13 protein-coding genes are annotated in these 24045 nt (G+C 46.7%); 6 read left to right on the top strand and 7 right to left on the bottom strand.

Annotated elements, in window-relative coordinates; genetic code table 11:
- Positions 1-18 precede the first annotated feature (18 nt).
- Positions 19-1701 (top strand): TonB-dependent receptor, encoded by a 1683-nt coding sequence (locus PPO43_RS04965; RefSeq protein WP_272620702.1) that lies wholly within the window; start codon positions 19-21, stop codon positions 1699-1701.
- A gap of 293 nt (positions 1702-1994) precedes the next feature.
- Here PPO43_RS04965 and PPO43_RS04960 read toward each other — a convergent pair whose 3' ends face one another.
- The 3 genes from PPO43_RS04960 to PPO43_RS04950 form a co-directional block, all read right to left on the bottom strand.
- Positions 1995-2879 (bottom strand): tetratricopeptide repeat protein, encoded by an 885-nt coding sequence (locus tag PPO43_RS04960; RefSeq protein WP_272620701.1) that lies wholly within the window; start codon positions 2877-2879, stop codon positions 1995-1997.
- A 4-nt stretch (positions 2880-2883) separates the two neighbouring features.
- Complete coding sequence (locus PPO43_RS04955) at positions 2884-3456, bottom strand: RNA polymerase sigma factor (RefSeq protein ID WP_272620700.1); 573 nt, start codon at positions 3454-3456, stop codon at positions 2884-2886.
- Positions 3457-3860: 404 nt separating this feature from the next.
- Entirely contained in the window at positions 3861-4274 is a 414-nt protein-coding gene (locus PPO43_RS04950) for a secondary thiamine-phosphate synthase enzyme YjbQ (protein WP_272620699.1), read from the bottom strand.
- Between the two features lie 65 nt (positions 4275-4339).
- Here PPO43_RS04950 and PPO43_RS04945 point away from each other — a divergent pair, with 65 nt between their 5' ends.
- From PPO43_RS04945 to PPO43_RS04930, 4 genes are all read left to right on the top strand, one after another.
- On the top strand, positions 4340-4906 hold the full coding sequence (locus tag PPO43_RS04945; RefSeq protein ID WP_272620698.1) for a CopD family protein: 567 nt from the start codon (positions 4340-4342) through the stop codon (positions 4904-4906).
- Between the two features lie 6 nt (positions 4907-4912).
- Positions 4913-5470: a cob(I)yrinic acid a,c-diamide adenosyltransferase gene (locus tag PPO43_RS04940; RefSeq protein WP_272620697.1), complete on the top strand. Its 558-nt coding sequence runs from the start codon at positions 4913-4915 to the stop codon at positions 5468-5470.
- Between the two features lie 428 nt (positions 5471-5898).
- Positions 5899-7836 (top strand): OmpA family protein, encoded by a 1938-nt coding sequence (locus PPO43_RS04935; protein WP_272620696.1) that lies wholly within the window; start codon positions 5899-5901, stop codon positions 7834-7836.
- 739 nt (positions 7837-8575) lie between these two features.
- Positions 8576-15931, top strand: a complete 7356-nt coding sequence (locus PPO43_RS04930) for a T9SS type A sorting domain-containing protein (RefSeq protein WP_272620695.1) — start codon at positions 8576-8578, stop codon at positions 15929-15931.
- A gap of 912 nt (positions 15932-16843) precedes the next feature.
- On the opposite strand, the gene PPO43_RS04925 is transcribed toward PPO43_RS04930, so the two are convergent.
- The 4 genes from PPO43_RS04925 to PPO43_RS04910 form a co-directional block, all read right to left on the bottom strand.
- On the bottom strand, positions 16844-20227 hold the full coding sequence (locus tag PPO43_RS04925) for an AAA domain-containing protein (RefSeq protein ID WP_272620694.1): 3384 nt from the start codon (positions 20225-20227) through the stop codon (positions 16844-16846).
- Between the two features lie 181 nt (positions 20228-20408).
- Complete coding sequence (locus PPO43_RS04920; RefSeq protein WP_272620693.1) at positions 20409-21476, bottom strand: hypothetical protein; 1068 nt, start codon at positions 21474-21476, stop codon at positions 20409-20411.
- Between the two features lie 272 nt (positions 21477-21748).
- Positions 21749-22564 (bottom strand): hypothetical protein, encoded by an 816-nt coding sequence (locus PPO43_RS04915; protein ID WP_272620692.1) that lies wholly within the window; start codon positions 22562-22564, stop codon positions 21749-21751.
- A gap of 5 nt (positions 22565-22569) precedes the next feature.
- Positions 22570-23100, bottom strand: a complete 531-nt coding sequence (locus tag PPO43_RS04910) for a hypothetical protein (RefSeq protein ID WP_272620691.1) — start codon at positions 23098-23100, stop codon at positions 22570-22572.
- A gap of 117 nt (positions 23101-23217) precedes the next feature.
- Between PPO43_RS04910 and PPO43_RS04905 the strand changes: the two genes are divergently transcribed.
- Positions 23218-24027 carry a septum formation inhibitor Maf gene (locus PPO43_RS04905; RefSeq protein ID WP_272620690.1) on the top strand — a complete coding sequence of 270 codons (810 nt, stop codon included), beginning with the start codon at positions 23218-23220 and terminating at the stop codon, positions 24025-24027.
- Positions 24028-24045: the final 18 nt, after the last annotated feature.

Here is a 24045-nt window from a genome sequence, read left to right as displayed (position 1 = left end):
CGTCTAAAGAAAAATCAAATGATAAAATATAGTAAATCACTTTGTTTAGCATTGGCAGTTGGGCTTTTTGCCCCCAGCCTAAAGGCCCAAATCAATGATGTAGGGACCGAGCTAGTCAAACCCTTTAAGGCCCAATTAGCCGAAAGTAAAAAGCAGGAGGCTCAGCCTCTTTTACCCGATTTGGATACCAGCGCAGGCCAAAAATTGACCTACCTGGTCCCCGAACGAATTGTTTCGGTCAATTATCCCGAACCCAATATCCGCCCCTTGGCGATGCCTGTGCCTACGCCACCCAAAAGTCTCAACTTTTATACAAAGGCGGGTATCGGTTTCCCACTCTCTCCTTTGCTAGAGCTATCTTACCACAATAGCAATAATGATAAAGTACGCTTTGGGGCTACAGCCAAACACCATAGCAGCCAAGGTAATTTGGAGGACCAAGTTTTTGGCAAAACGTCTATTAACCTAAATGGCGATTATTTTCTGTCTAATGGTTTAGCTGTTGGTGGTGCCCTAAATATGGACCTCAATAATTATCGCTATTACGGCTACCACCAACTGCTCGAAAACTTGGGTGATAGCCTCTATCCCTTCGCTCAAGATAGCTCGGGCCTAGCCGAAGATAGTCTTAAACAACGCTACCTAACGGTAGGGGCCAATATTCACCTCTTCAATGCCAAAAGCAATAAACAAGAAATGAATTACAGAGCCGATTTGGACCTCTATAATACCAGATCTTATCATGGGGTAGGAGAGCTAAATATCCGCCCTCGCCTTGTTTTTGAAAAATGGGTGGGCGATAGCCGCAGCCCCCAACATCGCTTTTTTGCCGAAGCAGAGCTATTGTATAGCCGCTATACAACTACGGATAGCAGCCAAAGCCGTAGCCTGGCCCAATTGCATGCAGGAACAGATCTCAATTTTGGGAATTTCAAAAGCCGCTTGGGGGCCCGCTTAGGAAGTAATGCTGGAAAATACTTTGTCTTGCCCGATGTCGATTTTAGTTATGTCATTTTAGGGGGGCAATTTGTGCCCTATGCAGGTTGGTCGGGCAACATCCGAGAAAATACGCTCATGCAGCTCTCTACTTATAATCCCTTCTTGGATACAGAGCGCCTGCATTGGGAACATACGCAAGAAAGCCGCTTTTATGGGGGACTCAAAGGGAAGATTAAACGCTTAGGCTACGACTTTAATGTCTCTTATGCCAATTTGAGCCAACAACCCCTTTTCTATAATACCCTAGAAAGCAATTATCTGAAATTTGGTCTGGCCTATGATACACTCAGCCGCTTGACTGTAGCCGCAGATGTAGAACTCCAAATTATGGAGGAACTCTACTTTAAGGGCGCTCTAGCTTTCAATAATTATAGCGGAGGAACAGCTGAAGCCGCTTATCATCTGCCTGTTTTGGAATCTAGCTTTGGCCTGAAATATAAAAAAGGCAATCTAGAAGTTGGGGCCGACCTCTTTGTCAATGCTGGCGTGCCTTATCTCCCTGCTTTAGCTACCGAAAGCGAAACCCTTGGCGGCTTGTTTGACCTTAACCTAAATGCTACTTACTGGCTCGGAAAAGGAGACAAACAACGCTTTGCTTTCTTTGTAGAAGGAAACAACCTGTTTAATAACAAATACCAACGCTGGTACCTCTATCAGCAATTGGGCATCAATGGAAAAATTGGTGTCATTGCTAAGTTCTAAGATCGCTTAGGACCTGCTGCAAAGGGGCTGCTCGATATCGAGCAGCCCCTTTTGTCTTTGGACCAACTCACTTAGATCTCTGTCCAGCAGGGGGACAAAAAAATCCCCTCCGAGGAGGGGATGATCTATTATTCTAGTAAGGAGCAAGGCCTTGCTTTACTCGAGACTGTTCAGGATTTTGTGTATTAGAATAAAATTTGGGCCTTTAGCTTGTTAGGATTTGGCCAATAATCGCCTAGGGGCTTGTCCCTAGGCGCAGAGAAGGGTAGACACAAAATTTTAAACAGTCTCCTTTACTCTAGTGATTGCAGAAGTTGTTTTGCTTTTTCTTGATAGGGGCCTGGAGGGACCTTTTTTAGGTAGTTTTTGGCCAGCTCTTTTTGATTTTCGCGCAGGGCGAGCAAAGCTTGATACCAGCTAAGTTGTTCCGAAATATTGGGGGGGAGGCTAGGCAATTGGGAGAGTTCTTGCCAGTAGGTTTTGGCTTGATCAATTTGGCCGAGTTCAAAGGCGATATGGCCTAGATAAAACTGGGTTTCTTCTTGGGCAAAGATAGAATTGGCCTTTTGGTAGGTTTGTAATTCTGTTTTAGCCTTCTCCCAATCTTTTTTCTCATAGGCATTGAGGCCGAGTTGGAGGTTTCTGAGGGCGGCTTCATTTTGGCCAAAGCCTTGAGCGCTCAAAAGCAGTTGTAATTCTTTTTGGGTAGATGTTGCGCTAGCCAAGGTATATTCTTGAGACCAGCGGGGGAGCGCTTGAGATTCTTGCCACCAATAACCTAGGCTAAGTAATAAAATTAGGCTAGCGGCAATGCCCATAATTGGGCGCCAGCGGGGGAGGGGGCGAACCTTTATCTCCTTCTTTTTTTCTGGGGCAAAAAAGCCTTCTGTTTCTAGTTCTTGGGCAATTTGGCCAATCTGTTTTTGGGCGGCTTTAGCTTGTAGCGCTTGTTCGATAGGGCGTTCAAATAGGCCCTCTTCGGCTAGTTCTTGGGCCATTTTTTCTACGGCAGTTTGGCGGCCAAAAGCCTGAATAGCTTGGATAGCGATGCCATGTGCTTTTAATTGGGCGGCATATTCGGGTTCTTTTTGGGCCAAGGCTAGGGTAGCGGCTCGTTCTTCGGAAGAGAGTTGGTTTTGCTGGAAGGCATCCAGCCATTCGGGGCTATAAAAATCCATAGGTTTAAGCTTTGGGCTGGCCCAAAAGGCGCAGCAATTGTTTTTTGAGCTGTTTGATACAGCTATTTTTCTTGACCTTTGAGTAGTTATCGGCAAAGCCCATGATTTGCTCAATTTCTCGATGTGATTTCTTCTCAAAATAGTAGAGCTCCAATACTTTTTGGCAATCGGTATTTTTCATGCTGTTTAGGGCTTTCATGGCCGTCATGAGCAGTGGATCGGCCTCTTCTTCCTCTAAAAAATAGATATCTTCTTGGGCCAAATGGGGGAGGGGCTCTTGGAGTAGGCGTTCTTCATCTTGGAGGATGGGGTTTTTCTTTTGTTTGCGGAGCTGTTTGAGCCAGAGGTTTCGGCAAACGGCATAGAGATAAGTTTTGGGTTGGCAGCTGAGCTCAAAATCGGGCGTTTGCATTTTGGTCCAAAAAATCTCTAGGGCACGGTTAAAGATAGCTTTGGCATCGGTTTCTTGGGCGCCCTGTTGGAGTAGGGCGCTGGCACAATACCAATAAGCTTGTTCGTAGAGGGCTTTATAGGCCCTTTGGTCTCCGGCTTGGAGGGCGGCAATTGAAATATCCATAAAAAAGAGGTTTCTGGGGCAAGCTTGTGGGCTCAATGAGTAATACCCCAAAGGGGATGATGGTTAGCCCTAAGGGCCTAAAAAATTACGAAAGTCTATAGAAAGAGCCAAATCTGTTTATGGATTTAGAAGGCCCGCCTGGCCTAGCGATGTGCAGCAGTGGCCCGAAGGGCCAGACCAAGCTGCCTTTGGCAGCGCAGGGCCGAGCGAACAGCGAGCTGCGGAACGTAGCGCCGAGGAGCGAAGCGAGGCGGAGGCCCCAAAATCACCAACTATTCAGCATCTTGTGCATTCAAATGATTAACTTTGTGAGGGTTTAAACCCTTATTTATAGTTCATTGCGCAGTAATGCCATTGTTGCTGTAGGTTTTAACCTACAGGGATGATAAAGAGATTCCTAAATCCTAATCCATAATCGTAGCGACTAATTGGCGGCGACCGCCATGGTTTCTGAACTCACAAAGGTAGATGCCTTGCCAGGTTCCGAGGGCGAGTTGGCCGTGAATAATGGGAATGCTTAAACTTGTGCCCGTAAAAGCGGTTTTAATGTGGGCGGGCATATCGTCGGGACCTTCTAGGGTGTGTAAGAGGCCCTTTTGGTTTTCGGGGACTAGGCGATTAAAAATGGTTTCAAAATCCATACGGACATCGGGATCTGCATTCTCGTTGATGGTGAGTCCGGCCGAAGTATGTTGAATAAAGAGTTGAAAAAGGCCATTTTGGGGAAGTTTGGGCAGTTGTTGCAAAACTTCTTGAGTAATCAGGTGGAAGCCTCGGCTTTTGGCTTGGAGAGAAATGGGATGATGATGAATAGACATAGAAAATCGCAGTTTTGAGTTCGAAGAATGTTTATCTTCGCCCTAGAAAAAAATAATTAAGAACTATGTTTGATACGCCATGGCTCTATAACTTGGGCAAAGTTATTCACTTTATTGGGCTGATTAGTTGGTTTGCGGGGCTATTTTATTTGCCGCGGCTCTTTATTTATCATACCGAGGCTTTGGAGCGGCCGGAGGCGGAGCGGGGAGTTTTGACGGAGCAATATGCTTTGATGCAGCGCCGCTTGTATCATATTATTATGACGCCGGCCATGTTTATTACCTTTTTGGGGGGCAGTATGATGCTCTTTTATTATGGTTGGGATTGGTTTGTGGCCAATATTTGGATGCATTGGAAGTTGGGTTTCATCATTTTGTTGGTGAGCTATCATTTTTATGGCAAGTCGATTATGCAGCGTTTGGCGCGCAATGAATTTGTGATGAGTTCGGCCAAATTTCGGATGTATAATGAAATTGCCACCCTCTTACTCTTGGCCATTGTTTTATTGGCCGTTTATAAAAGTAGAATTGATTTTTTGATTGCCTTTTTGAGTTTGATTGCCTTTGGAATAAGCCTAATGATGGGTATAAAGGCCTACAAGCGCTATCGAGAGCGAAAAGGAGAAGTATAGCCAATTATGTCGTTTAAGATTTATACCAAGACGGGCGATAAGGGCAGCACCGCACTTTGGGGCGGGGGCCGTCTGCCCAAATATCATTTGAGAATTGAGGCCTATGGCAGTTTAGATGAGCTGAATGCGAACTTAGGCCTATTAAGAGATTTTTGCGAGCAAGAAGAGCAGCGGCAGCAGCTTTTGCAGATTCAGGAGCGCTTGTTTAGCCTAGGGACCATCATGGCCACGGCTCCCGAAAAGGCGCATAAGGTCAAGCAGCCCGATGTTTTGCCTGAGGATGTGTTGCAGCTCGAAAACTGGATGGATGCCATGGATGAGCATTTGGCGCCCCTTAAAAACTTTGTTTTGCCAGGCGGGCATCCGCAGGTGTCTAGGGCCAATATTGCTCGCACCGTTTGTCGCCGTGCCGAGCGTTTGGCCGTGGCGCTAAATGACGAGCAGGCCCTGCCTGAGGTGGTGTTGCAATACCTCAATCGCTTGTCGGATTACCTCTTTATATTTGGCCGTTTTGCGGCCCATTGCCATCAGGCCGAAGAAGTACTTTGGAAGCCAAGAGGCTGATTTTAAGAGAAATTTAGGGCCTTTTGGCCCTTTTTTTTGTAGCAGAAGCGTTTATTATAAGATGCTGTGGGAGATTTGGGGCGTTACTCCCTCCGGTCGTCGAACTGCGGCTTGCAGCCTTGTTGTCGCGCGGCTTCGCCTTGCGGCGGTTACTCCCTTCGGTCGTCGAACTGCGGTCTAAAGACCTTGTTGTCGTTTACTTCGTCGAACTGGCGCCTCTTTGAGGCTGGTTGTCGCAGCTCGCTGCCGTTTTGGGGCCTCCGCCTCGCTACGCTCGTCGGCGCTACGTTTCGCAGCTCGCAAGTCTGCTCGGCCCTGCGGCCTGACGGCCTTGGTCTGCGGCTGCGCCGCACTGCTGCACATCGCTAGGCCGGCGGGCCTTTGGCCCGCTTGGACCGAAAAACAAACTAGGACAAACAATATTCATAATGAAAGCAACACTTCTCTTTTTTTTTATCATCTGTAGCTTTTTGAGCTTAAGGGCCCAGCCCCTGAGCAAATCGGCCAAAGAGCATATGGCAGATGCCGAATACTATTTTAATAATGCCAAATATGAGGCGGCTGAGGCCAGTTTGCAACAGGCCTTAAAGCAAAGGCCCAATTTTGCGGCAGCCCAGCGTTTGTTGGGTGTAGTGGCCAAGGAAACAGGCGATTATGAGACAGCTCGGCAGGCTTATGAGAGTTTATTTAAGGGGCATCCTCAATTGTCTAGAGCTGCTTATTTTGAGGCGGCCGAGCTACAGATGAAAGGCTATAACTATATCAAAGCACTAGAGTATTTTGAGCTCTACAAATATGCGAACCCCAAAGATTATCAGATTAAAGAAGAGGGGACCGAGCGCAACTATGATGCTTATTTAGAGCGTAATATTAAGAGCTGTGAGTATTCTATAGGAATGGAATATACCGAGTCTACGGGCAAGGCAGAGCTTTTGCCGGGCATGGCCAACTCCAAATCTGATGAGTTTTTGCCCACTTTGCGGGCCAATGGAGATATGTTATTGTATACCTCCAATCGCTCAGGGGATGAAGATATTTTGATGTTGCGCAAAAACGATAAAGGAGAATGGAAATCGCCTAAATCTATTGGGGCGGCCATCAATACCCCTTATAATGAGGGCATGGCCAAGTTTACGGTTTGTGGGCGGCGGATTTTCTTTGCGGCCTGTGCTTGGGAAAATGTGCAGGGGGGCTGTGATATTTATGTGGCCGAGTATGATAGTGAAAATGAGATCATAGATAGTGTGGGGCCTGCGACGGGCTTGAATAGTGAGGCTTGGGATTCCCAGCCCTCGATTAGTTGTGATGGCTATAAAATGTATTTTGTCTCTACTCGAGAAGGTGGTTTTGGGGGCAGTGATATATGGGTTTCGGAGCTAATGGCTGATGGGCGTTGGGGAGTGCCTGAGAACTTGGGACCAAAAATCAACACGGAAGGAGATGAAGAAGCGCCTTTTATTGCGCCAGATGGGCAAACCCTCTACTTTGTTTCAGATGGGCATCCAGGAATGGGCGAAGCAGATGCATTTCGGACCTTATTATTAGAAAATGGGGAATGGTCGCGGCCTGTAAACATGGGAGAGGGCGTTAATTCTCCATTTCGGGAGGCGGGCATTGTGGTCACGCCTGATGGGGAGTATGCTTATTTCTCTTCTAATCGCCCAGGGGGCAAAGGAGGATTGGATCTATATAACTGTCATATTCCAGCGGCTATGGCTCCTGCTGTGGACCATGTATTTTTGGATGGGTACCTTTATGATGAAGCAACGGGAGAGCCTTTGGCTGGGGCTAGAGTTCGTTTGCGGAATGAGGGGGAGAATATAGGTGTTTTTGAGACGGATAAGGCGGGGCGGTTTTTTCTTTGCTTGCCTAGTGGGGCATCCTATTCCTATATCATTTCTAAGGAGGGATATGACAACTTCATTGGGGCGGATTATTTTGAGCGAGCGGCAGGAGAGGCCATCAAGCGGATAGATGTGCAACTAACGCCCAATGGTCAAGAGATCAAAGAAGAGCCTATTGTTGTGGAGCCGCCCAAGCCTCGTTTACGCAAGAACTTATCGGTTTATTTTGAGACGGGGAAATACGATTTAAGCGAGTTACAAAAAGAGCAAATTCAGAAATTATTGGATCAGTTTGAAGATCCAGAGAACTTGAAAATACAAGTGACTGGTTTTGCGGATGATGTGGGGGATAAAGAGTTTAATTTATCGCTTTCTCAGAAGCGGGCTGGATATGTCACCAAGTTTATGAAAGAGTTGGGAATTACGACTGCACAAATTACAACAGATGGGCGGGGAGTAATAGAGAGTAACATGGCCAAGCATCAAAAGCGGAAGGTAGAAATCATTATTTTGAATCGATAGATTTGTAGGAATTAAAGAATATAAAATAGAGGAGCTATATCTCAACTTTGAGATATAGCTCTTTTTTTTATGGCCTTAAGTGATTTTTTTGAGGGTAATGCAATCCGGATATAGGATTAAAACGTAATAGCTTAAATGAAATAAAGTGAGCGATTAAAGGAAAATGCTGTCTAGTAGTTGTACATTAGGGATTTGTGTAAAAGAGCAGGCTGCGATTTTTTTCGCTAAAAATTTGGGAAAGAAGAAAATATGTAAAAAATTAATCGAATAAATGTGACCCTTTGAAAAGGAAAGCATCTATTGTGCGAATTGAATTTCTTGCTTAAATAGATTTGCTTTTTTAAATAAAAGCCATATAAAAATTTACGAACTGCTAAAAATATACTATTTGATTTGGGTTTTGATGTGCTTTTTTGTCACAAAATGAGATGAAATACCGTAAAAAACCCTACTTTTATATTAAGTGGGTTTTGTGAGAGAGTCAATAAGGAAGTATACTTTTGAGTCCTTTTTAGGCAACAATTGGATAGAGTAAAAGGTTAGCTGTTCTTTAAGGAGCGAAGCGACTGGCTGAGGGATGGACAGCAGTGGCCCGAAGGGCCAGACCCAGCCGCCAGAGGCGGCGCAGGGCCGAGCGAAGAGCGAGCTGCGAAACAGCCCGACCCGACTGAAAGGAGGGGCAGCCCCAAAAAATAAATTACATAAGCATTTTTATCAAACACATTTTAACAGCATTTAGATGAGCGTGAAAATTACAAACTACTTAAGGAGGGCATTTTTTGTCCTTGTTTGCTGTTTGTTGTATGGGAGTTCCGCCATTGCTCAGGTGAGTATTGGGGGGATCATCAATGACTATACGGCAGTAACATCGTTAAATTTACCGGTATGTGACCCCTGTGATCCGAGTTGTGCGCATACGATTACGGTGCAGGATCCCGCGGCTTTTGCACCTGGGGACAAGGCCTTGATTATTCAGATGAAGGGAGCGGATATAGATGTAACGAACACGGCTGCTTCTGGGGATGTTTTGAACATTAATGAGGCGGGGAATTATGAATTTTTTGAAATTGGGAATATTGTAGGGAATGTGATAACGCCTCGATTCTCATTGATTCGGAATTATAATGTAGCAGGAGTGGTGCAGGTTGTGCGTATTCCAGACTATGGAAACAATGTGGTGGAGGTTAATTCTACTTTGACGGCAGGAGACTGGAGTGAAGCCAATGGTGTTGGTGGAGTGTTGGCTTTGGTGACGGATAAATTGGTATTGAATGCGGATATTGATCTTTTAGGAAAGGGGTATCAGGGCATTCAAATGTCGGTAAATGGTACGCCTGACAACTGTTCTATTGATCCTAACAACCAATATACTTTGCCCAATACGGCGCCTGATTCATGGGAAAAGGGCAGTGGTATTGTTGTGGATAATACGGCTACGAACTATGGTCGTGGAAAGCGGGCCAATGGTGGTGGATCTGGTGTCTCTGGTGATTCTGGAGGAGGAGGAGGAAGTAACTACGGCCAAGGAGGAATTGGTGGTAGTCGCTGGTGTAATGTTAATGGTATTCCTGCCGGTGGGGTAGGGGGGCTAAGTTTGACTCCTTATTTGGCTCAGGACAAAGTATTTTTGGGTGGAGCTGGTGGACCTGGTTGGGTATCGACCAACAACCCTTCTACTGCTGCAGATGGTGGTGGAATTGTAATTATTTTTGCGGATACGATTGTGGGGAATGGGCGCATTATTGATGTGCGTGGTACTTCTCCTGTGGCGGTAAACCCTGTTGGTGCACCTGATGGTGGTGGAGGAGGAGGCGCTGGAGGTAGCGTTGTTCTTAAGACCCAAGTTTATCAGGGGAACCTTACCGTAGATGTATCTGGAGGGGATGGACAGACCTTGAATACCAATATTTATCACGGCCCTGGTGGAGGTGGTGGAGGAGGAGCTTTGCTCTATTCTTTGGCTGCAATTCCTGCCAACTTAACCTTTACAGCTAATGGTGGTGCTGGTGGAACACACTCTGATGGATTTCGTAACGGTACTGTAGATGGCGATCCTGGGGGATCTATTTCTTTGTATGTTCCTATTGAGAACCCCAACTATGTGGCGGAGATTGATGAGGATAACTTATTGAGTGCTTGTGATATTGATGATGACAATGATGGTATTCCGGATAATGTAGAAATTTATAAAGGAGATCATGATGGTGATGGTACGCCAGATTATGCTGATCCTGATTTCTGTGCGGCTACTTTTGCGGGGGTAAATGGTTGGGATTGTGCTGATGGTTTGCCTGATCCGACTGGAGATTTGGATGGTGATGGTATTCCTAACTACTCGGATGCTGATTTTCCTTATTGTTCAGGGATTGTGAATGGCGTTTGTGCTAACTTTGATTCAGATGGAGACGGTTCGCCCGATCATGTAGATTTGGATGCGGACAATGATGGCATTCCTGATCTAGTAGAAGCAGGGGGAGTAGATACCGATGGCGATGGTCAAGTAGATTCTAATATTGATGCTGATGGCGATGGTTTGGTGGATATTTATGATGATGCGGTTGGAGGTCCTTCAACCTCAACTTCTTCTGATGAATGTTTGAATACTGTTGCTCCAACGCATACGTTGACCTTTACTGTGAATACTTTAGATGTAGGCGCTGACCCTTCTTTGTCTTTGTCTGTTTTTGGATCTTATGGATTTGATGGTTCTACATTTTCACTTCAACTAGAAGATGGAACTATTTTGGGCCCATTTAACCGTCAAAACTCTAATAATACTGGGTATGCTGATTGCTCAAATCCGCCAATGGATATGAATCCAATTAGTATACCTACTGCTTCTTGGAATACGGCCAATGATGATGGTATCCTCACAATAACTATGGCTACATCTGCAAATGTAGATCCTGCTTTTTGTGGGGTGGCTGCTTCTTGTATATCTAATGTAGCGGTAAGCTATACGGCTGTAGGAACAGCAGGAACTGCTATCGCCAATCTAGATACGGATAATGATGGTATTCCCAACAGTATAGATTTGGACTCAGATAATGATGGCATTCCAGATGTTGTAGAAGTAGGAGGAACGGATGTAGATGGCAATGGTAAGCTAGATGGGTTTACAGACACTGATGGCGATGGGTATAATGACATTGTTGATGGAGATGTAGGTAATGATGGTACAGCTGAGAATTTGGCTCAAGCCCTTCAGCTTACAGGAACAGATGGTAATAGTGATGGCCAACCCGATAGTTATCCTGAAGGAGACTTTGATGGAGATGGTATTCTCAATATCTATGACCTTGATGCGGACAATGATGGTATTCCTGACATTGTAGAAGCAGGAGGAACCGATACAGATGGTGATGGCCAAGTAGATGCTTTTGCTGATGTTGATGGGGATGGTTTCCATGATCCTATTGATGGGGATACAAATAATGATGGTGTTGCAGATAATTCTGCAAATGCACTTATCTTAACAGGAACAGATGCTAATAATGATGGCGCTCCTGATAGTTATCCCAATGCCGATGCAGATAGTGATGGGTTACTTAATTACCTTGATTTAGATGCGGATAATGATGGCATTTCGGATGTATTAGAAGCTGGTGGTGTAGATGCCGATGGTGATGGTGTAATTGATGGCTACAACGATACCGATAATGATGGCTTCCATGATATAGTAGATGGTGATGTTGGAAATGATGGTGTCGCTGAAAATACCACTAGAGCCTTAGTGGTTACTGGTCCTGATGGCAACAATGATGGTCGTCCAGATAATTATCCTACTGCTGATGCTGATGGGGATAATTATCTCAATGCTTATGATTTGGATTCAGATAACGATGGTGTCGCCGACGTAGTAGAATACGGTGGAGTGGATGCTGATGGGGATGGCTTTATTGATGGCTTCAACGATACAGATGCTGATGGCTTTTATGATGCTGTAGACGGCGATGTTGGAAATGATGGTATCGCTGAAAATACAGCTGGAGCCTTAGCAGTTACTGGTCCTGATGGTAACAATGATGGTAATCCGGATAACTATCCTATCGCTGATACTGACGGTGATGGCTTGCTTAACGCTTGGGACCTTGATGCCGATAATGATGGTATCCCCGATTTAGTAGAAGCTGGTGGTGCTGATGTGGATGGCAACGGTCAAGTAGATAACTTTACAGACCCCGATGCTGATGGCTTCTCTAATCAATATGACTCAGATGCCAATAATGATGGCGTAGCTGGCGATGCTGGAACGAATCCACTAATTGCTACAGGTACAGATGCTGGAGGCGATGGCCGCCCAGATAACTATACTGAAGGCGATTTCGATGGCGACGGTGTTCTTAATATCTATGATCTTGATGCCGATAATGATGGTATCTTAGATGTTGTTGAAGCTGGCCTTGCCGCTTCTGATGCTAATGCTGACGGTCAAATTGATGATGCAACAACCAATGATGCGGATGGCAACGGTTGGTCAAATACTACGGATGGAGGTAATAGTGGAACGACTCCTATTGGTACTACTGATAGCAACAATGATGGCTACCCCGATAGCTATACTACAGCAAATCAGGATGGTGATAATAACCCGAACTTTCTCGATATTGATGCCGATAATGATGGTATCGTAGATAATACAGAAGGGCAGTCTACTACAGGCTATATCGCTCCAGCTTCTAACGATGCTGATGGAGATGGTATTGATGATGCCTATGATAATGATAATGCTAATTTTGGTGGTGCAGGCTCTGGAATTACTCCTGTAAATACAGATGCTATTGATAATCCAGACTATCTTGATTTTGACACCGATAATGACGGAGAAGGTGACTTAATCGAAGGACATGATACAAATGGTGATGGCCTTGTAGATGGTAGCGATAGCCCCAATGCCAATACAGGTATTGCTGGCGCTATTGATGCTGATGGCGATGGCCTTTTAGATGGTTTTGATAATAATACCAGTAGTACAGATGCTACAAATACGAGCCTTACCCCGAATAGCCACCCTAATGCTGATGCAGGCAATGCCGAACTAGATTGGAGAGACCCTAAAGCAGGACTAGACCAAGATAATGATGGTATTCCCGATGCTATGGAAGCTTATAATGGCGATCATGATGGTGATGGTACACCTGATTATGCAGATCCCGATTATTGTGCCGCCTTTTTTGAAGGGGTAAACGGCTGGAGCTGTACTAATGGCCTTCCTGATCCTGATTCCGACTTAGATGCTGATGGAATCCCCAATTATGCTGATGCTGATTTCCCCACTTGTGGCGGACTTAACGCTAACGGGACTTGCGCTAATCTTGACCTCGATGGCGATGGCATCCCCAATCACCTAGATTTGGATAACGATAATGACGGTATTCCTGACCTAGTTGAAATTGGTGGCGTAGATACCAACGGAGACGGCATTCTCGATGATTTGACTGACTCTGATGGCGATGGCCTTGTAGATGCTGTAGATAACGATGATACCGATGGCCCCGAAGGCACTAGCCCCTGTGGTCCTCAACCTAGCTGTCTAATCGCTAACTCTACTTCTCTCTTGTTGGATACCGATGCAGATGGTAATAATGACTTCTTTGCCGATAATGATGGCGATGGCATTCCTAACCAATTTGACCTCGATAGCGATAATGACGGTATTCCTGATGTGGTAGAAGCTGGTGGGACCGATGCAGATGGCGATGGCTTTGCTGATAATTTTGTGGATGCCGATGGCGATGGCTTGCATGATACCGTAGATGGCGATGTCGGAAATGATGGCACTGCTGAAAATACAGCTAATGCTCTCCAAGTTACAGGCGCAGATACTAATAATGACGGCTTCGCTGATAGCTATCCTAGCAATGATGTTGATGGCGATGGTATCCCTAACCAACTCGATCTCGATGCGGATAATGATGGTATTACTGATGTAGTGGAAGCTGGCGGAACCGATACCAACGGAGATGGCCTAGCCGATAACTTCAGCGATACCGATAACGATGGCTTACATGATGTTCTCGATGGTGATGTCGGAAACGACGGTACCGCCGAAAATAGCGCTCAAGCACTTATCCTTACAGGCAATGATGTCAATAATGACGGTACTCCCGATAATTATCCTAACGGAGACGCAGATAGCGACGGTCTCCTCAATATCTATGACCTCGATAGCGATAACGACGGTATCGCCGATGTCGTGGAAGCTGGGGGAACCGATACTAACGGAGACGGCTTTGCCGACGACTTTATCGATACCGATAATGACGGCTTGCATGATGTCCTCGATGGCGATGTCGGAAATGACGGTACCGCCGAGAATAGCGCTCAGGTGCTTATCCTTACTGGAGCCGATAATAACAACGACGGCCAACCCGATACTTACCCCAATGGCGATTTCGATGCCGACGGTCTCCTCAATATCTATGACCTCGATAGCGATAACGATGGGGTACAAGATATCTTGGAAGCCTATGGAACCGATGCCGATGGCGATGGCCGCGTAGATACATTTACCGATGCAGATGGCGATGGTTTTGCCGATGCCGTAGACGGTGACCCCAACAATGATGGTACTGCCGATAATATCGCTGCTGTACTTATCTTGACCGGAACCGATAACGACAATGATGGCCAACCCAATAGCTATCCCGATGCCAACGCAGATGCCGACGCTACGCCCAACTTCCTCGATCTCGATAGCGATAATGACGGAATTACAGATGTAGTCGAAGCCGCAGCAGGCGCAGTAACCGGAGCCGCCAATACCGACTCTCCCGCTAACGGTACCCTCGATGGCCAAATTGAAGATGGACCCATCACCGACGCTAATGGCGACGGCTGGTCTGATCTCCAAGCTGGTGCAATCAATACCCTAGATACCGACGGCGACGGTGTTCCCGATATTTATGATATTGATGCCGATAATGACGGTATTCCAGATTACCTAGAAGCCGTTTGCTCTACTTGCCCCACTTTCGCCGCTCCCTCTGGAGCCGATGCCAACGGCAACGGAGTACTCGATATCTACGAAGGCCTAGATGCCGCTAACCAAAATACAGGCGCAAACATCGGCGCTACTCCCAATGAGGATAACAATGATGGAACAGCTCCCGTAGATTATCTCGATCTCGACTCTGATAATGATGGCGGATACGACTGGGCAGAAGGCTTTGATAACGGATTCGGTGGCGCTACCGCCGGCGATGGCAATGCCGCTGACGAAATTATCCAAATGGCTGCCGCTTATGTAACCAATGGCGGTAACCCCACTCATTATCCCAATATCGATAGCGATGGCGATGGCCTGCCCGATTGGTTAGATAACCTCAATGGTGCGAGCTATACAAATAATATGGCTCCTCCCTTCCTCGATCCTAGCTCTCCTTTCTGGATTGATGCAGATAACGACGGACTAGCCGATCTCTTTGATGATAATGTGAACGGTAGCGCCCTAGGTACTGGCGCTCCAACTCCCAACAATGACGGACTCGACGATAACGACTGGCGCGATGCTAACACTTATGTCGATTTCCCCATCGAATGGCTCTTCTTCGATGCCGAACGCCAATCTTCTTCTTCTGTGCTCCTCTCTTGGGCCACCGAAACAGAAAGAGATAACCGCGGCTTTGAAGTAGAACGCATGTTTGACTATGAAACTGACTTTAGCCAAATCGATTTTGTCCAAGGTCAGGGCAATAGCTCAACCGCCAATTACTATAGCTATACCGATAATAATAGCTACGAAAATCTCACTTATTACCGCCTGCGCCAAGTCGACTTCAACGGAGACTTTGAGTACTCTGAAGTTCGCGCAGTAAATAATAAGGAAGCCGCAAGTATCGATGTTACGGTATTCCCGAACCCCGCTAGCGATTTTGTTAATGTTCGCTTTAGCCAGCTCAAAACTACGAGCCAAGTGAATTTCAAACTCCTAGATGTGCTCGGCCGCCAAGTCTTTACGAGCAGCCAAACCGTTCGCGCTGGCGACCTCATTACACTGGACGCCATCCGAGACCTGCCCGCAGGTACCTATTACCTCAATGTTCAAATCGAAACGACCCAAAGCCAACTGAACTTTGAAATCGTTAAGCCTTAGACCAACTCGAAGGGGGCGTTTTAACCCCCTTCCCTAACTAACTTTGAAGGTCAGCTCCCCAGGAGCTGGCCTTTTTTGTTTTAAACTATACTATAGTTTTGGGGCCTCCTGCCTACGGCAGGCGCTACGCTTTGGGGCTCGCAGGTCTGCTCGGCCCTGCGGCGGCTTTGCCGCCTGGGTCTGGCGCTTTGCGCCACCCCGCCGCATCGCTAGGCCGCTCATCTTTAGTTGTTGCTTTTGTTCTCCTTCTTCGGCCTTATTTAGAGTTTCCTGCAAAATGCATATGGCTCTAAAGAGTTGTTTAAGGCCTTCTTGCAAAATGCATTTAGCTAGGGAGGACTGTCTAAGGCCCTATCTTTTTTTTCTGGACGGACCCTACTACAAATCAGCTAGGCTCGCTTAGCAGCGAAGTATTGGATGCGGTTGTATTTAAGCCCTTGTCCTAATAGTAATAGTCGCCCCCTCCTTCGAGGGGGCTTTTTGTTTGGCTCTATTGGTCAATTAGACCGAGACGTAATTTTCTGTATTGGCCCTTAGGTGCTAAGTTTATGTTTGAAGAGTAAGCGAATAATTGGTAGTTAAAGATTTTGTTCGCTTAACTGTTCAAGTTCAGGAGGAAAGGCGAATCCCCTCGAAGGAGGGGATGATAGATTTAATAGCCTAGGGCCTTGGCCCTAGGGGGGATTTATATCATATTGGCCTGTAGGTTGAAACCTGCAGCCCATGGCCGCAGGCCAAACGGCCTAGCGATGTGCAGCAGTGGCCCGCAGGGCCAGACCGAGCCGCCGCAGGCGGCGAAGGGCCGAGCAGACCTGCGAGCTGCGGAACGTAGCGCCTGCCGTAGGCAGGAGGCCCCAAAAAAATATCCCCCTAGTAATTAACTACTAGAGGGATAAAATAAAGGGATCAAAACTAAGGGATAAAATAGCCGTCTCGTTCTTTGATCCAGGCTATTAGGGCCGCATAGCGGGGGTCATTGGCCAATAGTTTGGGATTGCCCAAAACCACCAGCTGCTGCCTTGCGCGGGTAAGGGCCACATTGAGTTTGCGGTCCACCTGCTCATCATCAGAAAGGGAGACGATGGCGGGCAATTGATGGCCCATATTAACGGCCAGCGACAAAAGAATAATTTTGCGGGCGCCCCCCTGATAGCGCTCTACGGTATCAATGGTACATTGCTCATAGCCCATATTATATTGGGCCAAAACATGGCGAATCTGGGCAATCTGCGCCCGAAAAGGCGTGATAATCCCCAAATCCTCTACGGCAAAACCGCCGCCCTGCTGCTCGTATAAATTCCGAAAGGCATCGACTAATTCCCCAATCCGAATCGCCTCCTCTTCATTGGTCTTGCTATTGCCCAGATAATCCGATTGGCTGGGAATAAACAGCAGACGATGCTGGGCCAAAGCCTGCTCTAAGCGAGGGGCATCGGCCTTGGCGGCAAAGGGGAGGGGCGCTTGCTGCCAAGCTCCCACGGGATTATCTTCGGGCAGCTCTAGCAACTTATTATCATAGAAAAATTGGCTAGGAAAGCGGGAAATATCGGCATGCATCCGCCCCTGATGCTGCAACTGATCGTAGCAGCAAGTCCAAGCCTCTTTTTGGGCCTGTTCAAACAAGCGCTCAAAGAGCGAATTGCGGCGATTGCGCAAGCCAATGCTTTGCAAAAGCTCATCACTAACCGCTGATTGCTCCTTATCTTGCAACACTACGGCGGGCAATTGCTTATGATCGCCAATCAAAACAAAGCGCTGAAAATGGGGGAGTAGTCCAACCAGCATCGGCTCCAAAATTTGTGAAGCTTCATCAATAATGGCTGTATTAAACTGCTTGAGCTTGAGCAAAAGCGGGCGGTTGAGCATGGTAGAAACCGTAGACACAAAAACCCGATGCTTTTCTATGGTCGCTCTAAGATCTTTGCGGCTATCTACCTGCTCTGTTTGGACCGAAAACATGCGCTGCTCAAAGCGAGGATCGCAAGAATAGCGGCTGCCCATCCGCAGATAGTCGTCTATGCCCACTTCTTCAATCGCCTCGCAAATTTCATCGACTGCTCGGTTGGTATAGGCCAAAAGTAAGATGTTTTCTTGGCTGTTGCGGTGCAGATATTCGACCATTTGGGCCAACATGAATTTGGTTTTGCCCGTGCCTGGAGGGCCCACCAACAAAAAGTAGTCTTGGGCATCCAAGGCCTTGTTGAGAATGCGCTTTTGGTCTTGGCCCAAATGGGGCTCCATAAAGTCGCGACTCTTGGGGGCACTGCTTTCTTGTGGGGCCCTTTGGCCCAATAAAAGCTGGCGCTTTGCGCTATGGAAATTCATGAAATTGAAGAGCGATTGATATTGGACTGTAAAGCCTTTATCAAGCATATCATGCTCTAAACTCCAAGTTTGTGGGCCCTCAAAAACAGCTCCGCTACATTGGGGCGAATAGAGCTTGAAGGAAAGTTCTTCGGCATTGATTTCCGAAATAGAGCCTTTAAAAATCTGATGCTCCAAAACATTGTCTTCTTGGCCCATTTCGGGATACAAAATCGCAATATCTCCCTGTCTAAAGTTGGCGAGGGGATTGGTAACCTCCGTTCGCTTAAAACGGAGAATAGGCGGTTCCTCTTCGCTATTATTTTCAATCAACTTTAGGCCAGCCAAAAGCTCAAAATGTTCGTCTTTATCGGCTCTTTGGCTGAGCCAAAGTCCCGCTTGCCCATTGGCGCGATCATTTCCTTCAACTCCCGTTTTGGCTAAAATTTGTTCCTTGGCAATAAAGCTGCAAAAGGCCATAAAATAGCGACGTTCCAGCTCGCTTAAATTAGAAAAGCAGTTTTCAAACTCCTCCAATCCTCTGGCGGTATAGCCGCTCGCTTTGGGCAAAATTGCAGGCCCCAATTGATGCAAAAGGCCATATTCTTCCAGTGATTTTTGGTCCAATTGGGCCAGCTGTCGCTCCATAATGACCATCTGGTTGCGAATGGCCAAGGCCTCATCTTCCTTAAACTGCGTGCTAGGGGCTAGGCGCAGCGGTTTCTCTTGCAATTTGGAGTAAAGAATATGGGCCAAACTCTTATAGTTGGGATAAACCGATTGGGTCAGCAAGCCATAGAGCAAGGTCTGCACATAGTGGTTATGGTTAAGATTGTATTTATTGGGCATAAAGGTTTTGCCACTCTTCAACTCCACAATTAAGGCCTTATCATCGCCTTCTGCTGGCGGCTGCCAAAGGTCCAAACGACCCTGAATCCCATAGAGGGCCGAGTAAAAAGAGGGCTCCAACAAAATGCGATCTCGATCAATGCCCAGCTTGGGAAACTCATTGAGGATAATATGTTGGAGATTGATGAAGTGATTTTTGGCCTCATGATAGGTCTTGCGAATATCCGTATCCTTAAAGTCGGCAAAGCCCAAGGGATTGAGGCTAAAAAGCTTCTTAAACTCTTCCTGAAAATCTAATTTGGGGTTCTTGCTCAAGAGGTCCAAAAAGCGGTTGGCAATATTTCCCAACATCAGGGGCAGGCTATTTTCATAGCTTGCAAACTTTTTGAGCAAAAACAAATAGGGCGAAGCGCCCTGCGGCTGAAAACATTCGGCTATGCTGGTCACATCGACCAAGTAGTCGGGCTCTAAAATGATGCGCTTGGGCAACAAAATCCCCGATTCTTCTACCAAGACATTGACCAATTGTAAAATGGCCCCAGAAGGAAAATGATCTTGCATCAACTCGATCGTCTTATTAAACTGGGCGTTAATCTCAGGCACATTATAACGCAACCGCAGCTGATCGGTATATTCTTCTCCATAAGGCTGGCAAATGATGAGCTCTTGAGCGGCATCAATTTGCAAAACCACCACTTTGAGCTGCTCAATAATCCCTTCTTTTAAGGGAAACGGATTGCGATCTTCTTGGTCCTCCTCTTCATCTGTGGGCAAATAGGCCCGCAATTCTTCGGGCAAAGGAACATGACAAAGGGCCGCAATGGCAAAGGCCACAGTTTTTAGGGCCGAGGCATATTGCCCAGCCGTAGGATCCAGCTCCTTTCTGCGAATCCATCGCGCCCGCTTGATAATCTGATAAATCCGCCATTGTACAGAACGACTCAAATCCTCCTTATGCGATAAAAAGGCAATTCGGGCCGAGCGATCACTAAAATGTAGCCGCTCTTTTTCGGTCAATTGTAAAAATAGCTGGACCAAAATGGCATCCAATGCCTGATATTTGGCCCCCAAAGGTTGATCTACTTGCTGTAGCTTGAGCAGTTGAGAAAAGAAGAACTGCGCTTCTGTTGCTTTTTTTTGCATAAACTTCTAATTGTTGGGTGAGGCTTTTTTGTCTGTCTGTTTTGGGGCCTCCTGCCTACGGCAGGCGCTACGTTGCGCAGCTCGCTATTCGCTCGGCCCTGCGCCAGCAAGCTGGCTGGGTCTGGCGCTGCGCGCCACTGCTGCACATCGCTAGGCCAGTCGCTTCGCTCCTCTAATGGCTTTAGAAAAAGCGTTGCCGCTGAGGATCGAAATCTTGATGTTTAAACATAAGGGATTTAGATCGGATATTCATCTTAGCAATAAATCCATCCTCTAAAAGGACCACAAATTCTTCTTCATTGAGCCAAAGGGCGGCATATACATAGGGCAGAATTTTGGGCGAAAAGGTTCTGCGGTGGTCGCCTGTATGGGCATCGAGTAGCCAGAGCAGGCCTGCATTATCATTGACCAAAAGAAATTGTTCTTCTGGAGAGAGGGCCGGCAAAGAGGTCCAATGATGATAGCTAATATCCGTAGGCGGTTGATTGGCGAAGCGGATGCCCTTTTTGCCTCTAAAAGGGAGCGCATATTTTTCATCTAGTTTTTCTAGACCATAAAAGCGAATTTCTTGGAGTTGTGTGCCATTAACTACGGCGGTCCAAAGCCGGTCATCTTGTCGAAATAGTTGCTCGGCATATTGGGCCTCACTTTCTTGGAGGATGCTCCCAGAGCGCAGGTCAATGCTGCGAAGTTGTTGGTGATTAAAGTCGAGAATAATGACTTCAGCTGGGGCTTGCCCCAGCTGCATACCTGCAATAAATCCCCCTTTGCGGATAGGATCGTGAATAATGGCTTGCAGCTCTAGTTCTTGGTCCAGCAAATAGATTTTCTCTCCATCGGTGGCGGCAATTTGCTCATTGGGTAGCCAGAGGAGAAAATCAATAAAGGCATCTAGGGTTTTTTCTTCGCCAATCATCTGGCCAGTGGCCGCATTAAAAATGCCGAGTTGTTTATTTCTGGCGGCTAGCAATTTGCTTTTATCGGGACTAACGGCTACGGCTCGGCCCCAGCCGGGGAGCTCATAGCGGAGGTTGCCATCATCGGAGCGGACGACCAGCAGCTCGTACCAGCAAGCGCAAAAGCTTTGATGCAGGCGGTACAACCTAAAATCTCCTTTAGCCGAATTGGGCAAAAAGGAGCGTTCTTGGGCCAAAACCCGAAAAGGGCGGCCATCATCTACATAATCATTCTCAATATCTTCTTCGAGCAGGGCCTCAAAGGCTTTGCGGATACGGTTGATCCATTTCATGTTGATTGATTTGATTGAGGAACTTGTTCAGGGGGCGGTATTTTGGTCCTTTTTCTTGAGGGTTTATCCCTCAATAATAAATATGGCGCAGCCATAACCTTATCGCTGTGGGTTGAAAACCCACAGCATCGGCTGAGGGATGGAGCAGTGGCGCGCAGCGCCAGACCCAGCCAGCTTGCTGGCGCAGGGCCGAGCGAATAGCGAGCTGCGCAACAGCCCGACCCGCCCGCAGGGCGGGGCAGCCCCAAAAAAGAAAAAAATCTCAGGAAAAATTAGGCGGGAGGGGCTTGTCCTGGAGCGGGACCTTCATAGGGTTTATCTTCTTCTCGGCTGGGGAATTGGCCCTCTAGGCGCATCGTTTCTAGTAAGTTGAGCAGCATGGGCCAGTAGGCGGCAAGGCAGTGGGGGAGGCCTTTGGCGCCCTCTCGAATCAGGCGTTCATAGCTACGTTTTTCTTCTCGGCAGTCTTGGCCTTTGCCTTGGCCCAATAGGGCGTGGTCTTGATTTAGGGCGAGAAAGTAGAGCTCGCCATTTTCGTCTTGGGCCTCATAGCGTTTTAGGGGAAGGCGATCATAATCGAGCAGGACAAAAGGGGGCGCTAATTGGGGCCAGCGGAGTTGATGTTGGATTTGGCCCCGCCATTTTCGGCGTTCGTTGAGGGGCAGGCCTGGCATATTGATGCCTTGTAGATAAAAATGCCAGAGTCTTTGGGCGGCCAAAACCTTAATTTGGTAAGGGCCTTCTTCTAGAAGCACTAATCCTTGCTTTGAAAACTGCAATTGGAGTTGGGTATCGCCTTCTTTGGGCCAAAAATAAGTTTGATCGGCTAGGCGATGGCTTTGGAGGCCTTTATAAAAGGCAAAAATCAGGTCGGCAGCAGGGGGCAGGGTTTCGCGAGCTAGTAAAACTTGCAGATAATCTAGTAGTTCGGCATCTATCCAAAGAGGGCCAATGGGTTCGGGCCGTTCGAGAGCTTTTTCAAAAGAAAGATACTGCTGTTCGAGGGGCGTGGTCCAAAGAATATGATCGTGAAAGAGTTCTACTTTGGCATCTAGGCCTTGCTCCTTATAGGTCCAGGATTTTAGCATCTTACTTATTGTTTTTGGTAACTTCTGTCAAATTGTAATTGTCCGCCATAAACGGCCCAGCCTTTACTCATTTTAAACTTACGGGCCGACATAGATCGGATGAGTCCGACCGTCAATACAGCTACTCCGCCCACAATAACAATAGGACCAGCAATAGTGTTGATCCCTAAAAGGGCTGCGGAGAGGGGAATAATGCCAGCGCCCATGCCTAAAAGAATAGCCCCTTGGAACTCTTTAGGGCTGCGTACTCGTCCAGCGATTAGGCTACAATCTTTTAGGGGGATTTCTCGACCATCGACAAACATACTTTCTTTGTTGACGCTTTGGAGTTCGCCTTTATAAGTTACCTTAGGGTTGTTGTAAAGTTTATACTTAATGCGGCCTCCTTTTCGGATGAAGTAGGTTTTGCCTTTTTCAAAATGTTCAAAGACCAGGACATCATAGTTTACGGGATCGCTAATCAGCTCTTGGGCAGTGGCCCAGGATAGAGAGAAAGTAAGGAAACCCAAGAGAAGAAGCCAAGAGAAATTCGCCATAAGTTTGATTTTTTGCTATATTTAGAGAGTCTTAACATCCTTGTAATTTTCATCCTCAAGGGAAGATAAGAGATATTCTGCTTTTTTTGATAGCACATCCTTTTTCAAGCTTAAAATATGAGACAGTTTTCCATTTTAGGACTATTCTTACTATCTAGTTGTCTAGGCTTTGCCTTTTTTGCGGGCCCCAACTGGCAGCCTTCAAAAGAGTTTAAGGCATATTGGCTGACGGGCAAGCGGGAGGTGAATCACTATCATTTGGTTCAAGAACTAGATGGGCAAAAATATGAGGGCATGGCCCAGCTCATTTTTCGCTCGGCCCATTTTTCTCGCTCCAAACAACATGAAGTAAATGCCGATGATGATGGGGCCATTTCCATTTTGGAATTGAATCAATTGCGTAGCTTTAAGGAGGGGGAATATCGCTTGATGCAGTCGGTCTTTCGGCCTATTGATTTGGTAGCGGATCCCTATTGTTATAAAGTGAGTAATAGTTTGCAAAACTGGGAGGGCCATCGATTCGATCAAATCAATCTGCGGGCTTATAACTATCGGCAGCAGCAGTTTTCTTATGCAAGCAAAGAAGGCGATCAGCAACGAGATTTACCCAAGGTTCTTTTGCAAGATGAGCTGTTTAACTTGATTCGCATTTCACCTGAAAAACTGCCTTTGGGCCGTTTTGAGTTTTTACCTTCTAGCTTGTTGGCGCAATTGTATCACAGTTTGCTTGTGCCTAAAACAGCAGAGGCTAGCTTGAGTGAAGAAGGCGATTTGTCTACCTATAGTTTAAGCTATGCCCAAGAAAAAGGAGGGCTAAAGATTCAGTTTGAGACCAAATTCCCACATCGCATCCGTTCTTGGGAAGAACATTATTACAGCAGAGGCCAAAGTTATTATAGCAAGGCCGAATTAAAGGAAGGAAAATAGTACACTAAATAAATTAAA

It is taken from the genome of Saprospira sp. CCB-QB6 (assembly GCF_028464065.1).
Classification (GTDB): Bacteria; Bacteroidota; Bacteroidia; order Chitinophagales; family Saprospiraceae; genus Saprospira.
Note: the sequence above shows the minus strand (reverse complement) of the source record. Positions and strands in the feature narration are given on the sequence as shown.

Coding starts and splice junctions, on each gene's coding strand:
- PPO43_RS04965 (WP_272620702.1), top strand. CDS start 19: ATGATAAAATATAGTAAATCACTTTGTTTAGCATTGGCAGTTGGGCTT.
- PPO43_RS04960 (WP_272620701.1), bottom strand. CDS start 2,879: ATGGATTTTTATAGCCCCGAATGGCTGGATGCCTTCCAGCAAAACCAA.
- PPO43_RS04955 (WP_272620700.1), bottom strand. CDS start 3,456: ATGGATATTTCAATTGCCGCCCTCCAAGCCGGAGACCAAAGGGCCTAT.
- PPO43_RS04950 (WP_272620699.1), bottom strand. CDS start 4,274: ATGTCTATTCATCATCATCCCATTTCTCTCCAAGCCAAAAGCCGAGGC.
- PPO43_RS04945 (WP_272620698.1), top strand. CDS start 4,340: ATGTTTGATACGCCATGGCTCTATAACTTGGGCAAAGTTATTCACTTT.
- PPO43_RS04940 (WP_272620697.1), top strand. CDS start 4,913: ATGTCGTTTAAGATTTATACCAAGACGGGCGATAAGGGCAGCACCGCA.
- PPO43_RS04935 (WP_272620696.1), top strand. CDS start 5,899: ATGAAAGCAACACTTCTCTTTTTTTTTATCATCTGTAGCTTTTTGAGC.
- PPO43_RS04930 (WP_272620695.1), top strand. CDS start 8,576: ATGAGCGTGAAAATTACAAACTACTTAAGGAGGGCATTTTTTGTCCTT.
- PPO43_RS04925 (WP_272620694.1), bottom strand. CDS start 20,227: ATGCAAAAAAAAGCAACAGAAGCGCAGTTCTTCTTTTCTCAACTGCTC.
- PPO43_RS04920 (WP_272620693.1), bottom strand. CDS start 21,476: ATGAAATGGATCAACCGTATCCGCAAAGCCTTTGAGGCCCTGCTCGAA.
- PPO43_RS04915 (WP_272620692.1), bottom strand. CDS start 22,564: ATGCTAAAATCCTGGACCTATAAGGAGCAAGGCCTAGATGCCAAAGTA.
- PPO43_RS04910 (WP_272620691.1), bottom strand. CDS start 23,100: ATGGCGAATTTCTCTTGGCTTCTTCTCTTGGGTTTCCTTACTTTCTCT.
- PPO43_RS04905 (WP_272620690.1), top strand. CDS start 23,218: ATGAGACAGTTTTCCATTTTAGGACTATTCTTACTATCTAGTTGTCTA.